Source organism: Acidovorax sp. LjRoot74, assembly GCF_964254355.1.
GTDB lineage: Bacteria > Pseudomonadota > Gammaproteobacteria > Burkholderiales > Burkholderiaceae_C > Acidovorax.
In genome coordinates, this window is sequence record NZ_CAXUTI020000001.1 from 4,775,844 (window position 1) to 4,789,432 (window position 13,589).

At 66.8% G+C, this 13,589-nt stretch carries 10 protein-coding genes; 8 read left to right on the plus strand and 2 right to left on the minus strand.

Annotated elements, in window-relative coordinates; all coding sequences use genetic code 11:
* The first annotated feature begins 92 nt into the window (after positions 1-92).
* The 7 genes from boxC to ACSQ3O_RS22720 all read left to right on the plus strand — a co-directional run bounded on the left by boxC (position 93) and on the right by ACSQ3O_RS22720 (position 9,638).
* Positions 93-1,763 carry a 2,3-epoxybenzoyl-CoA dihydrolase gene (gene boxC, locus ACSQ3O_RS22690; protein WP_436140570.1) on the plus strand — a complete coding sequence of 557 codons (1,671 nt, stop codon included), beginning with the start codon at positions 93-95 and terminating at the stop codon, positions 1,761-1,763.
* A 48-nt stretch (positions 1,764-1,811) separates the two neighbouring features.
* Positions 1,812-3,239, plus strand: a complete 1,428-nt coding sequence (gene boxB / locus ACSQ3O_RS22695) for a benzoyl-CoA 2,3-epoxidase subunit BoxB (RefSeq protein ID WP_137745780.1) — start codon at positions 1,812-1,814, stop codon at positions 3,237-3,239.
* Between the two features lie 54 nt (positions 3,240-3,293).
* A complete protein-coding gene (gene boxA, locus ACSQ3O_RS22700; RefSeq protein WP_436140571.1) occupies positions 3,294-4,565 on the plus strand; it encodes a benzoyl-CoA 2,3-epoxidase subunit BoxA in 1,272 nt (423 codons plus the stop codon).
* A 307-nt stretch (positions 4,566-4,872) separates the two neighbouring features.
* The gene (locus ACSQ3O_RS22705; protein ID WP_436140572.1) at positions 4,873-5,664 is read left to right on the plus strand and encodes a DUF3348 family protein; all 792 of its coding nucleotides are present in this window, start codon (positions 4,873-4,875) and stop codon (positions 5,662-5,664) included.
* Positions 5,661-8,363, plus strand: coding sequence for a DUF802 domain-containing protein (locus ACSQ3O_RS22710; RefSeq protein ID WP_436140573.1), 2,703 nt, complete (start codon positions 5,661-5,663; stop codon positions 8,361-8,363). Before ACSQ3O_RS22705 ends, ACSQ3O_RS22710 begins: the two co-directional genes overlap by 4 nt.
* Positions 8,360-9,019 carry an OmpA family protein gene (locus ACSQ3O_RS22715; RefSeq protein ID WP_436140574.1) on the plus strand — a complete coding sequence of 220 codons (660 nt, stop codon included), beginning with the start codon at positions 8,360-8,362 and terminating at the stop codon, positions 9,017-9,019. The genes ACSQ3O_RS22710 and ACSQ3O_RS22715 overlap by 4 nt, the downstream gene beginning before the upstream one ends.
* Positions 9,012-9,638 (plus strand): DUF2894 domain-containing protein, encoded by a 627-nt coding sequence (locus ACSQ3O_RS22720; protein ID WP_436140575.1) that lies wholly within the window; start codon positions 9,012-9,014, stop codon positions 9,636-9,638. The genes ACSQ3O_RS22715 and ACSQ3O_RS22720 overlap by 8 nt, the downstream gene beginning before the upstream one ends.
* A 34-nt stretch (positions 9,639-9,672) precedes the next feature.
* On the opposite strand, the gene ACSQ3O_RS22725 is transcribed toward ACSQ3O_RS22720, so the two are convergent.
* Together ACSQ3O_RS22725 and ACSQ3O_RS22730 are read right to left on the minus strand one after the other, a co-directional pair.
* Positions 9,673-11,706: a UvrD-helicase domain-containing protein gene (locus tag ACSQ3O_RS22725; RefSeq protein WP_436140576.1), complete on the minus strand. Its 2,034-nt coding sequence runs from the start codon at positions 11,704-11,706 to the stop codon at positions 9,673-9,675.
* Between the two features lie 220 nt (positions 11,707-11,926).
* The gene (locus tag ACSQ3O_RS22730; RefSeq protein WP_436140577.1) at positions 11,927-12,811 is read right to left on the minus strand and encodes a LysR family transcriptional regulator; all 885 of its coding nucleotides are present in this window, start codon (positions 12,809-12,811) and stop codon (positions 11,927-11,929) included.
* 86 nt (positions 12,812-12,897) lie between these two features.
* Between ACSQ3O_RS22730 and ACSQ3O_RS22735 the strand changes: the two genes are divergently transcribed.
* Positions 12,898-13,479 carry a universal stress protein gene (locus ACSQ3O_RS22735; RefSeq protein ID WP_436140578.1) on the plus strand — a complete coding sequence of 194 codons (582 nt, stop codon included), beginning with the start codon at positions 12,898-12,900 and terminating at the stop codon, positions 13,477-13,479.
* The last annotated feature ends 110 nt before the right edge of the window (positions 13,480-13,589 follow it).

A 13,589-nucleotide genomic window follows, 5' to 3' on the forward strand; every position in this document is an offset into this window, starting at 1 on the left:
CATGCATTGACTTGCCTATTGATATGCATCATGATGCACATCAATAGGCAATACATGCATTATTTTGCACAAACCCATTCCAAGGAGACGCCATGACCCAGACCGTGCAACCCCCGTCCCGCGTGGACTACCGGACCGACCCCACGCAGTACCGCCACTGGAAGCTGGCAGTGGACGGCGCGGTCGCCCGCCTGTCGCTCGACATTGCCGAAGACGGTGGCATTCGCCCTGGCTACAAGCTCAAGCTCAACAGCTATGACCTGGGCGTGGACATTGAGCTGCACGACGCACTCAACCGCATCCGCTTCGAGCACCCACAGGTGCGCTCGGTCATCGTCACCAGCGCCAAGGACCGCATCTTCTGCTCGGGTGCCAACATCTTCATGCTGGGTGTCTCCAGCCACGCGTGGAAGGTGAACTTCTGCAAGTTCACCAACGAGACGCGCAACGGCATCGAGGATTCGTCCAAACACTCGGGCCTGAAGTTCGTGGCCGCCGTGAATGGCGCGTGCGCAGGCGGCGGCTACGAGCTGGCCCTGGCCTGCGACGAGATCGTGCTGGTGGACGACCGCTCGTCGGCCGTGTCGCTGCCAGAAGTCCCCTTGCTCGGCGTACTGCCCGGCACCGGCGGCCTGACGCGTGTGACCGACAAGCGCCATGTGCGCCACGACCTGGCCGACATCTTCTGCACCAGCGTGGAAGGTGTGCGCGGCCAGCGCGCGGTGGACTGGCGCCTGGTGGACCGCATTGCCAAGCCAGCACAGTTCGCGGCCGCCGTGAGCGAGACCGCTGCACGCCTGGCCGAAGGCAGCCACCGCCCCGCCAACGCGCAGGGTGTGGCCCTGCCCCGGGTGGAGCGCGAGGAAACGGCCGACGGCCTGCGCTACGCGCATGTAAGCGTGGACATCGACCGTACCCGCCGCACGGCCACCATCACGGTGAAAGCGCCCACCGGCGCCCAACCCACGGACATCGCCGGTATCGAGGCCGCAGGGGCCGCCTGGTGGCCCGTGGCCCTGGCGCGCCAACTGGACGATGCCATCCTGAACCTGCGCACCAATGAACTCGACATCGGCACCTGGCTGCTCAAGACCGAAGGCGACGCACAGGCGGTGCTGGCCAGTGATGCCACGCTGATAGCGCACCAAGGCCACTGGCTGGTGCGCGAGACCATCGGCGCGCTGCGCCGCACCTTCGCGCGGCTCGATGTGTCGTCACGCAGCCTGTTCGCGCTGGTGGAGACCGGCTCTGCCTTCGCAGGTTCTCTGGCCGAACTGGCTTTCGCGGCCGACCGCACCTACATGCTGGCCCTGCCCGACGATGCCGAACGCGCCCCCCGGATCACGCTCAATGAGTTCAACTTCGGCCTGCTGCCGCTGGTGAACGACCAGAGCCGCCTGCAGCGCCGCTTCTATGAAGAAACCGCCCCAATGAAAGCGGCCCGCTCCGCCGCTGGCAAGCCGCTGGATGCCGATGCCGCGCTGGCCCTGGGCCTGGTCACCGCCGCACCTGACGACATCGACTGGGACGACGAAATCCGCATCGCCATCGAGGAACGCGCCGCCATGTCGCCCGACTCGCTCACCGGGCTGGAAGCCAACCTGCGCTTTGCCAGCAAGGAAAACATGAACACGCGCATCTTCGGCCGCCTGACCGCCTGGCAGAACTGGATCTTCAACCGCCCCAACGCCGTGGGCGACAAGGGCGCGCTCAAGGTCTACGGTACGGGCCAGAAAGCGGGCTTTGACCTGAACAGAGTCTGAACCACACCATCGTCCGAAACGCCAGAACACGACAAGGAGCACGCGACCATGAGCACCATCAACTACAGCGAGAAGATCCCCAACAACGTCAACCTGAGCGAAGACCGCACGCTGCAGCGTGCGCTCGAAGGCTGGCAACCCAACTTCATCAACTGGTGGGACGACGTGGGCCCCGAAGGCTCGACCAACCATGAGGTCTACCTGCGCACTGCGGTGAGCGTGGACCCGAACGGCTGGGCCCAGTTCGGCCACGTAAAGATGCGCGACTACCGCTGGGGCATCTTTTTGAACCCCGGTGACGCCAACCGCGAGATCCACTTCGGCGACCACAAGGGCGAGAAGGCCTGGCAGGACGTGCCCGGCGAACACCGCGCCAACCTGCGCCGCATCATCGTGACCCAGGGCGACACCGAGCCCGCCTCGGTCGAGCAGCAGCGCCACCTGGGGCTGACCGCGCCCAGCATGTACGACCTGCGCAACCTCTTCCAGATCAACGTGGAAGAAGGCCGCCACCTCTGGGCCATGGTCTACCTGCTGCACAAGCACTTCGGCCGCGACGGCCGCGAGGAGGCCGAGGCCCTGCTGCAGCGCACCTCCGGCGACCAGGACAACCCCCGCATCCTGGGCGCCTTCAATGAGAAGACGCCCGATTGGCTGGCGTTCTTCATGTTCACCTACTTCACCGACCGCGACGGCAAGTTCCAGCTCTCGGCCCTGGCCGAAAGCGCGTTCGACCCGCTGGCGCGCACCACCAAGTTCATGCTGACCGAGGAGGCGCACCACATGTTTGTGGGCGAGAGCGGTGTCTCGCGTGTGCTCTCGCGCACCGCGCAGGTGATGAACGACCTCAAGACCGACGACCCGGCCAAGGTGCGCGCGGCAGGCGCCATCGACCTTGGGACCATCCAGCGCTACCTGAACTTCCACTACAGCGTGACCATCGACCTGTTCGGCGCCGACCAGTCGAGCAACGCAGCCACCTTCTACAGCTCGGGCCTCAAAGGCCGCTACGAAGAGGGCAAGAGGGTTGACGACCACATCCTCAAGGGCCAGACCTACAAGGTGCTGGAAGTGGTGAACGGCCAGTTGCAGGAGAAAGATGTGCCCATGCTCAATGCCTTGAACGAGGTGCTGCGCGACGACTTCATCAAGGACTCCATGGCCGGTGTGGGACGCTGGAACAAGGTGCTGGAAAAAGCGGGCATCCCCACGCGCCTGTCGGTGCCCCACAAGGCCTTCAACCGCCAGATCGGCGCCCTCGCGGGCATCAAGATGTCGCCCGATGGCCGCGTGGTGAGCGAGGCGGAATGGACGGCCCGCAAGGCCGAATGGCTGCCCACACCAGAAGACTTCGCCTTTGTGGCGTCGCTGATGGGGCGCGTGGTCGAGCCCGGCAAATTTGCGGGCTGGATCGCGCCGCCGGTCATGGGCATCAACCGCCAACCCGTGGACTTTGAATACGTACGTTTCGGTTGATCACAAGCAACCGCCCCCTGCGCCCGCAGGCCAGGGGGACATCTGGAGAACCCCATGGACCAGGCCGTCGCACACTCGGTGATCAAGCAGCACCTGATCGACCCCGAAATCTGCATCCGCTGCAATACCTGTGAAGCCACCTGCCCGGTGGGCGCCATCACCCACGACGACAACAACTATGTGGTCCGGGCGGATGTGTGCAACGCCTGCATGGCCTGTATCTCGCCCTGCCCCACAGGATCCATCGACAACTGGCGCACCATGCCCCTGGCACGCGCGTACACGATCGAAGAGCAGCTCACCTGGGAAGAGCTGCCGCCCGAACTATCGCAAGAGGATCTTGCTACCGAGGGCGCAGTCCCTTCGGCCGAAGGGACCGAGGCGCCATCGCCCTCCGTCGCCCCCGGGGAGCCCGGCACGCAGGTGTTCCGATCTGCGCAGTACGGTGCCACCCTGCCGCCCTGGTCGGCCGCGCATCCCTATACCAACCTGTTCCCGCCAAAAAGCCCCACCACGGCCACGGTGGTTGGCAACTTCAACTGCACCGAGGCGGGCTTCGAGAGCGAGACCCACCACGTGGTGCTGGACTTCGGTAGCATGCCGTTCCCGGTGCTGGAGGGGCAGTCCATCGGCATCATCCCGCCAGGCACTGACGCGCTGGGAAAGGCGCACCACGCGCGCCAGTACTCGATTGCCAGCCCGCGCAACGGCGAGCGGCCCGGGTACAACAACCTGGCCCTGACGGTAAAACGCGTGACGCAGGACTATGACGGCCTTCCCGTGCAGGGAATCGCCTCCAACTACATCTGCGACCTGAAAGTGGGCGACAAGGTGCAGGTGGTCGGGCCGTTTGGCAGCTCCTTCCTCATGCCCAACCACCCGCGTTCGCACATCGTGATGATCTGCACCGGCACCGGCAGCGCCCCCATGCGCGCGATGACCGAATGGCGCCGGCGCTTGCGCAGTAGCGGGAAGTTCGAGGGCGGCAAGCTCATGCTGTTCTTTGGCGCACGCACGCAGCAAGAGCTGCCCTACTTCGGCCCCTTGCAAAACCTGCCCAAGGATTTCATCGACATCAACCTCGCGTTCTCGCGCACGGCCGGGCAGCCCCGGCGCTATGTGCAGGACCTGATGCGCGAACGCGCCGCCGACCTGGCAGCGCTGCTGCGTGACGACAACAGCCATTTCTACGTGTGCGGCCTGAAAAGCATGGAAGAAGGCGTGGTGATGGCCCTGCGTGACATTGCCAGCGAGGCCGGGCTGGACTGGGACACCGTGGGCGCCACCCTCCAGCGCGAGGGCCGTCTGCACCTGGAAACCTACTGAATCCCGGCATATCGACAGGGCTGGCCGCCACACCGGCGCCCCGCTCCATCCCGTAACGCAACCCACTCCGCAATCGGTGCGGGGCGCTTGCCGCGGCCCGTCGCACCAACCAGGTTGCTCGGCATTTTTCCTCCTGCCGAAGGGGTTCGGGACATGTAACACCTGCAACGCACTCCCGGCCCGGACGGGCCCGTTCGGCGTTCCTGCGAAAATAGCGGGCTTTGCCCACTGGGGACCCGTTCCCTGATGCACCTGTGCCCGGAGCGATCCGGGGACGCAGTGCCAGCACAGTGAATGGCCCCACGGGATGTATCTGCACCACCGACTCAACAGCTCGCGCCTTGTTGTCCTGCTCCAGCAATGGGCGCGGGAGGACGGTCCGCGGGCTGCGCCTGCGCCGCAGCAGGACGTGGCACAGACGCTGAGCCAATGGCTGGGCACGGTGGATGCCGTGCAGCTCAGCCGGGCGCTACATGCCATCGAGTCCTTGCCAGAAACTACAGGGCGCGCGGGTGCGGCGCCGGGGCCCGCCATGGACCTGGCTGCGCTGGACCGTTTTGTCCAGAAGGCCCAGGTTGACCTGTCCACACTGCTCACAGCCCCGGCTGCCACCCCCAAGCCCCTGCGCGCGCGGGCAGACAACACGCCCGTGGAGATGCCCGATCCCGAGGCCGATGCAGACTTTGCAGCCCATGGCCCCCGCTACCTGGACCGGCAAAAGCAGATGGACACGCGGCTGATGGCCCTGCGGGCCCAAGTGCGCCACGCCGTCGCCAAGGGCAACCCCGCCCTGCGGCAGCTGGCTGCACTGGATGCCGTCATGGAACAGATGCTGGGCGCACGCGAGCAGCGGCTGTGGGCATCGCTGCCCGGCCACCTGGAGCGGCGCCTGGCCTACCGCCACCAGATGCACCAGCAGGCGCTGCAAGCCCGGGGCCAGGCCGACGAACCGCCCCGCTGGCGCCAGCCTGGCGGCTGGCTGTGGGCGTTTGAACAGGACATGCATGCGCTGCTGCTTGCCGAGATGCAAGTGCGGATGCTACCGATCACGGGGCTGCTGGAAGCAGCCCACAACGAGAAAACAGGACAACAGGAATGAACAAGAGTGTGATGCCCTCCATCTTTGCCGTGGGCCTTGCGGCCGTGGGTTGGGTGGGCTGGGGCTTCGTCGGAAGCAGCCCCCTGGCGCTGGCCATGACGGCGGTGATTGGCGCGGTCTACGTGCTGGGGGCTTATGAATTGCGGCAATTCCGCGCTGCCACCCAGTCATTGACCAGTGCACTGGCCACCGGCTCTGCACAGTCCGCGCCGCTGCCAGACCTGAACGACTGGCTGGGCCGCCTGGCGCCGGCACTGCGCCACCCCGTGCGCCAGCGCATCGAAGGCGAACGCGTGGCACTGCCGGGCCCGGCCCTCACGCCCTACCTGGTGGGCCTGCTGGTCATGCTGGGCATGCTGGGCACCTTTCTCGGCATGGTGATCACCTTCAGCGGCACCATGTCTGCGCTGGAGACCTCGTCGAGCCTGGAGTCGATCCGGGCCGCGTTGTCGGCCCCCATCAAGGGGCTGGGCCTGTCGTTCGGCACCTCGGTGGCCGGCGTGGCCGCATCGGCCATGCTGGGCCTGTTGTCGGCGTTGAGTCGCCGCGAGCGGCTCTCGGCCGTGCGCCTGCTGGACGCGCAGATCCCCACCCTGTTCCGCCCCTTCTCGCCCGCCCACCGGCGCGACGAAATGCTGCACGCCCTGCAGACACAGGCCCAGGCCATGCCCCTGATCGCAGAGCGCCTGCAAGCCCTGATGGAGGGGCTGGAACGGCGCAGCGAGCAGCTGGGCAATCAGCTGCTGGCGCAGCAACAAGGGTTTCACCAAGAAGCGGCCACCGCTTACACCCAGCTGGCCAGCACCGTGGGCACCTCGCTGCAAGACAGTCTGAGCGCCAGCGCGCGCCAGGCCGGAGAAGCCATCCGCCCCGTGGTCGAGCAGGCCATGGCGACCCTGGCCCAGGAAGCACAGCGCTCGCACGAACGCCTGCGCGCCACCACCGATGCGCAGATGCAGGCGCTGTCGGGCCAGTGGGAGGGCACGGCACGCCAGGTGGCCGACACCTGGACCACCGCCCTGCAAAGCCAGGGCCAGGCCCAGTCCACCCTGGTCACCCAGCTCGACCAGGCACTGCAGACCGTGACCCAGGCGTTTGACCAGCGCTCCACCACCCTGCTGGCATCGCTGCAGGCGTCGGCCGCGCAATCGCAGCAGGCCCAGGCCGCCGCCGATGCACAGCGCCTGGAAGGCTGGCGCGACAGCCTGAACGGCATGGCCCAATCTCTCGCCGCCGAATGGCAGCAGGCAAGCGCCCAGACAGTGGCGCAGCAGCAGGGCGTGGGCCGTGCGCTGGAGAGCGCGGCGGCACAGATCGACCACACCCTGCAAAGCGCCACCCAGGCGTTTGACCAGCGCTCTGGCGCCTTGCTGGCCGCCCTGCAGGACACCGTGGCGCAATCGCACACGGCCCAGCTGGCCGCCGACCAGCAGCGCGTGGAAAACTGGAGCAGCACGATGGAAGGCCTGGCCAGCACCCTCAGCGCCGAATGGCAGCGTGTGGGGGCGCAGACTGTGGCGCAGCAGCAGGCGGCCTGCCAGGCACTGGAAGGCACAGCCACGCAGATCGGGCACACCCTGCACAGCGCCAGCGAGGCACTGGACCAGCGCTCCAGCGCCTGGCTGAATGCCCTGAACGAGACGGTGGCCCAATCGCACACCACCCAGCTCGCCACCGACCAGCAGCGCCTGGCGGCCTGGAGCCGCTCCATGGACGGCATGGCCAGCGCCCTCACGGCCGAATGGCAGCGCGTGGGCGAGCAGGCCGTGACACAGCAGCAGGGCGTATGCCAGGCGCTGGAGGCCACCGCCACGCAGGTCACCGAACGCATGACCGAGCAGGTGGAGCGCACCCTGGGCAGCACGGCAGCGCTGATGGAGCAGTCAGACGCACTGCTGCGCACCCGCCTTGCCACCGAGGCCCAGTGGGTGCAAACCCAGGGCCAGCGCATGGACGAACTCACCATCGTGTGGCGCACCGAGCTGCAGGCCCTGCGCGATGCCGAGGCCCAGCGCGGCCAGGCCGCCGTGGAGCGCCTGGACACGCTGCAGGCGGCCGTGGCCCAGCACCTGGCCACGCTCGGGTCGGCACTGGAGGCACCGCTCACGCGCCTGCTGCAGACCGCGTCTGACGTGCCGCAGGCAGCGGCCGAAGTCATCACCCAGCTGCGCCAGGAGATGACGCGCCTGAGCGAACGCGACAACACCGCGCTGGCCGAGCGCACCGCCATGCTGGAACAGCTGGGCACCCTGCTGCATGCCGTCAACGATGCCGCCGTGCAGCAACGCGCCGCCATCGATGCCCTGGTCGGTTCGGCCGCCCAGGTGCTGGAACAGGCGGGCGAGCAGTTTGCCCAGGCGCTGGGCGCACAGGCTGGCAAGGTGGACGAGGTGGCCGCCCATGTGGCCGCCAGTGCGGTGGAGTTGTCCAGCCTCGGCGAGGCCTTCGGCCACGGTGTGGGCCTGTTCAGCGCCAGCAATGAAAAGCTGATGGAGGGCCTGCAAACCATCGAGGGCGCGATAAGCCAGTCGATGAACCGCAGCGACGAGCAACTGGCCTACTACGTGGCCCAGGCCCGCGAGGTGATCGACCTGAGCATCAGCGCGCAACAAGGCATTGTGGAAGACCTGCGCAGGTTGCACGGCAACGCAGGCCGATCTGCCAGCCTGGCTGCAACCTCTGAGGGAGCTGCCGCGTGACCGGCCTGGACGACACCCAGGATGACCACGCCGAACCCACCGCCCCCGTGTGGGCGGTGTTTGGCGACCTCATGGCGGGTTTGCTGGGCGCGTTTGTGCTGATCCTGGCCGGGGTGCTGGTGGTGCAGATCGACCTGGTGGCCAGCCTCAAGCAGGAAGTGGAAAAGCGCCAGCAGGAGGAGCAACGCCGCATGGCGCTGGAGAAAGCCCTGGCCATCCCGCTGGCCAGTGGCCGTGTCACGGTGAACAACGGCCGCATCGGCATCAGTGGCAGCGTGCTGTTTGCCACGGGCTCCGACGAGCTGCGCCCCGAAGGCCGCCAGCTGCTCAAGAGCCTGGTGCAGCCCCTGCAGGTGTACCTGCGCGAGCGCGACGAGATGCTGATGGTGAGCGGCTTCACCGACAACACCACACTGCTGCGCGGCCCGCACCAGCGCTTTGCGGACAACCTGGAACTGTCGGCCCAGCGGGCCCTTACCGTGGCCCGCGCCCTCATCGACGAAGGCATGCCTTCGTCGCAGGTGTTTGCCGCCGCTTTTGGCGCCGAACAGCCCGTGGCCGACAACGCCGATGAAAAAGGCCGCGCACAGAACCGGCGCGTGGAAATGGCCCCGGTGCCCAAGGCATCGAACACCTCACCCCGGCGCCATGAGTGAGCTGCCTGGAGAGCCCACGCTCGACGCGTTGCGGGCCCAGGGCGCGCACCACCACGACCCGGCCCGCTTTCACTACCTGGAGGTGCTGGCCCAGCGCCTGCCAGGCCAGCCCGAGGCCGTGCAGCGGGTGCTGGCGCAGCGCCTGCAACAGGCCGTGGCCGCCTACGCCCTGCGGGTGCAGCCCATGCCACCTGCCGGGGTTAAACCCGGCGCCAAGGCTTGCCTGCAGGCCACTGCGGAATCCCCGCTGACCCGGCTCAACCGCGAGCTGCGGGCCCGGGCATCGGCCGACACCGCTGCCGCCGAGGCGGATCTGCTGCCCCACAGCGGCACCCACTTGCCAGACATGAAAAGCGTGCAGCAGTTTGGTGAGGTCTGGTCCAAGATCTCGGCCGAGCAGCAGGTGGTGCAGGCCCTGCACCGTGGGCCCGAAAACGCAGGGCCGCTTAACGCACACAAGCTCATGCTGCGTACGCTGAGCCTGATGCGCTCGCTGTCGCCCGACTACCTGCGGCGCTTCATGTCACAGGTAGACAGCTTGCTGTGGCTCGACCAGGCGGGCACCCGATCAGCGCCACCGGCCGCCCGACCCGCGCGCAAGGGGCGCTCCAAGGCCTGAGCCTGCATCTGGCCACCGCCGCTGTCGCAGACGGCTACACGGGCCCCGGGCTCACGGGCCGCGCAGCGCTCTCCAGCAGCCACAGCGCCGTGCGCGCACGGGTCATTGCCACATACAGCATGTTGCGCTCCCGGTAGGCCTCTGCTTGCGCGGCAGGCCCCGGAAACCGCCCGCGCTCCACAAACGGCAGGGCGACAAACATGAACTCGCGCCCCTTGCACGCCTCAACGCTCAGCAGGCGCAGGGTGACCGGCTCCTTGCGCTGGTACATCGCAATGCTGGCGGTCGCCATGAGCGTCAGGCGCCCCAAAAACTCGCTCGCGGGCATGCCCTGTGCCAGCCCAGCCAGTTGCTCCAGACTGGCCAGGCAGGCTTGGCGCTCTACGCCATGGATGGCGGCATCTTCAAAAATGCGGCGCACTCCGGCATAGCGAAAAAAAGCCCCCGCATCGGCCCGCAGGCCGGGCGGCAGCGCCATGGCCTGGGCGCAGGCATCTGCCAGCGGCGGGGCCTGGCGGTCCAGGGTGCCGTGCACGATGTAGCGCTGCATCTGCAGCGCATTGCCATGCAGGGTTGCCGCCAGCTGCTGGCTTTCGCTGGCCCCCGGCCCCAGCGTCCAGCCCGCATCGTCAAACTCGCCCTGGGCCAGCACATCGGGGTCCACGGCATCGGGCCGGGCATTGCGGCGGCCGTAGTGCAACAGCCCCTGGATACCGGCCGCCACGATCCCGGGGGTCAGGGTCCGCCCAGCGGCACTGTCGCCCTGCAGCGCCCACAGCAGGCACAGCACCAGGGCCACCTCGCGGCGCAGGTAGAAGGCACCCATCCCCTGGCAACCGTAGTGCACCCCTTCGTGCCCAAACACCCATTCCAGCAGGATGCTGTCCTGCGGGTTGCGCAGCACCACGTTGAGCGCACTGTGCGTGCTCCTGTCGGTCTTGGCGGTCTGGACTGCGCGCAAGCCACCCCAGCTCTGGACGATCTGGGCGTGCAACTCCACCAGCTGCTGCGCACACTGCGCATCCGTGTCGTAGCGTTGGTGCACGAACGAGTCTGAACTCTGCGGCGCACACGCAAACTCCACCCCGAACAAGGGGTTGAGGGCTGCGCATATCTCCGCGCCGAACCGGCGCGTGGTGTTGATGCGCAGGACCTCCATGCCCGTGGGCAGGCTGTCCCGCAGGTGCTGCAACGCCCCGCCAAACACCGAGAACGCGCCTTCGTGGATGTGCTGGTTGAAGTCGCCCGCGCCCACAAACACGCCGTTGTCGCTCTGCACCAGCTTGCGCAGAATCGTGAGAGCACCTTCGTCCAGGTCGTGCAGCTCGTCAAACAGCACAGCGCCATAGCGCCCTTGCAGCGGCTCGCAAGGCTGGTCCCAGCCCAGCAGGTCCAGCTGGCGGCTCAGCTCGAAGCTGCAGTCGCCCTCCGCATAGAAGCGGGGTTCATGGTTCAGGCCCACGCGCATGCGCTCGTACTGGCGCAGCAGGCGGTACAGGTTGTAGTCCAGGTCCTGCGCTGCACAAAAGTCCCGCAGGCTCCCCTCTTCGCCGTCGCGTTGGTGGTCCAGCCGCCGCTTCTTGGCCAGGGCCTCGAACGCGAGAAACGCATCGATGTCCACATCGTGCGCCATCACGGCATCGGCATCCGGGTCCGGGCTGCGCGCCAGCTCCTGGCGCAGCGCCTGCTGGGCCTGCAGGATCAAAAAGCGCCGCTGGACCGGGTCGTCGAGCTTGACCACCGGATCGCCCTGGGCCCGCAGCACCTGCTCGCTGAGCTGCTCGATGGTCAGGATCTCCAAGCTGGCAGGCACCGCGCCGTGCAGCTTGAGCAACCGGTCGCGCAGCGCCGTCACCCCCGCACGGGAATAGGCCAGCACCAGAATGCGCCCCTCGGGGCCCAGGCCCGCCAGCAGCTGGCAGGCCTTCATGCACAGGGTGGTGGTTTTGCCCGTGCCTGCCAGCGCGCTGATGATGATGGCCGGTGCGTTGGATTGAAGTACCTGCTGTTGTTCGCCGGTGGGCACGAACCACTGGCTGTTCCAGCTCCTGGCGGGGGGATGTGTCATGTATTCGGGGCCATGTCGCAGACGGGGCGCTATTGTCACCGGCCGGGGCCAGCGGCGCCGTGAACCCGCCGTGCGAGCCTCAGTGCCGCCCGCAGCGCCAAGAATTCAAAGAAAAACAGCCTTTCCGCGCGACCCATATCAATTATTTGCTACACATTTAATAGCAAGCATCAGCAATGGGCATCCATGGGCCCTGCACCGGGCAAACCAGCGCCAGCCGCTACCGCCTGGCCAACAGCCACCGCTCCACCAACGGATGCAGCACCTTCTTGTGCGCACCTATCGCAAAGAAATGCTCCTCCACCCCGTCGCAGGCCCCTACCCGCTTCACGCCATACCGGGCCGTCAGATCGTCGTGCACCAGGTCCGCCATCGGAAACACCCCCATGCCCGCAGCGGCAAAGGTCTTGAGCAAGGCGCTGTCCTCAAACTCACCCATCACCTGCGGCTTGATGGCCATGCGCTCGAACCACTGGTCGATGCGGGCGCGCACTGCGGCATGGTGGGTGGGCAGCAACACGGGCACCTGTCGCAGGGACTGCGGAAACCCCCGGCGGGCAGCCGCATACAACGATGCAGGCGCATACCAGGCCAAGGGCGAGGTGTCCAGCAAGTGGCTGTAGACCTTCAGGTTGGGGTTGGGCGGCGCGGCCCGGTCGGCCAGCACCACGTCGAGGCGATGCAGTGCCAGGTCGCCCAGCAGGTCCTCGAACTCGTCCACCAGGCACAGCAGCCGCAGGTTGGGTTCCTGCATCACAGGTTGCATCAGGCTGCGCACGGCCAGCTTGGGCAACTCGTCGGAAATCCCGACCACCAGGCGCACGGTGGGAGACCCCACGGCATCCCGCACGGCGGCCGGTAGTTGCTCACCCAGCTGGAAAATCTGCTCGGCCTGCCGCATGGCTGCAAACCCAGCGTCCGTGAGTGCCACACCGCGACCTGCGGGCTTGAGCAGGGCATAACCCAGCGAGCGTTCCAGCTCCCGCACCTGCGTGCTCACGGTCTGCACGGCCATGCCCAGGCGTTCTGCGGCGCGCGCAATCCCCCCTTCTTTGGCCACCACCCAGAAGTAGTAGAGATGCCGATAGCTGAAGTCGGGACCCATGGCTCGCTGTTCTCCGGCGTCTTTCCGGTTTTTTAGAACTGTTGCTTCTCCATTATCTGCTTCTACAAACCGGCAGCAGAACTATCGTGAAGCCTCGCCCAGCCCTGCTGCTTGCGGCCACGCGCAGCACCACCGAACCGCCGATGAAGAAGGAGGCCACCATGTTGAGAGTCCTTGTCCCCACCGATGGCTCACCCAAATCCCAGCATGGCATTCGCCATGTGATCAGTGAGTTTGAGAAAAACCGGCACCTGGAAATCCATGTGCTCAACGTGCAGCCGCCGTTCTCCAGGCATGTGAGCGACTTCACCAACAAAAGCGACCGGGCCGATTTCCACCGGGAGCAGGCCGATCTGGCGCTGGCGCCCGTGCGGCTGGCGCTGGATGCTGCCGGTGCTCCCTACACCGTCCACTACGAAGTCGGCGACAAGGCCGACTGCATCGTGGCCGTGGCGCGTCGGCTGGGGTGCGACTGCATCGTCATGAGCACCGCGCGCAAGAGTTCGCTGGTGCGCCTGGTGGAGCATTCGGTCACCAACCAGGTGATCGAGCGCACGACCGTGCCGGTGGAGGTGATTGCGGGCGAGCCCGCCTCGACGCTGGAACGCTTTGGCATCCCCGCAGGGGTGGGGGCAGGCATCCTGGTGCTGTGGATGGCCGCCAGCTGAAAGCCTGCGGGGGCGTCAACACAGCCACTCCGCGCCTTTCCGCCGCCACGCTGAGCGGCGAGGCACAGCATAGCCCTTATTCGACTAATGTTTTGGACTTTTTAAACAAT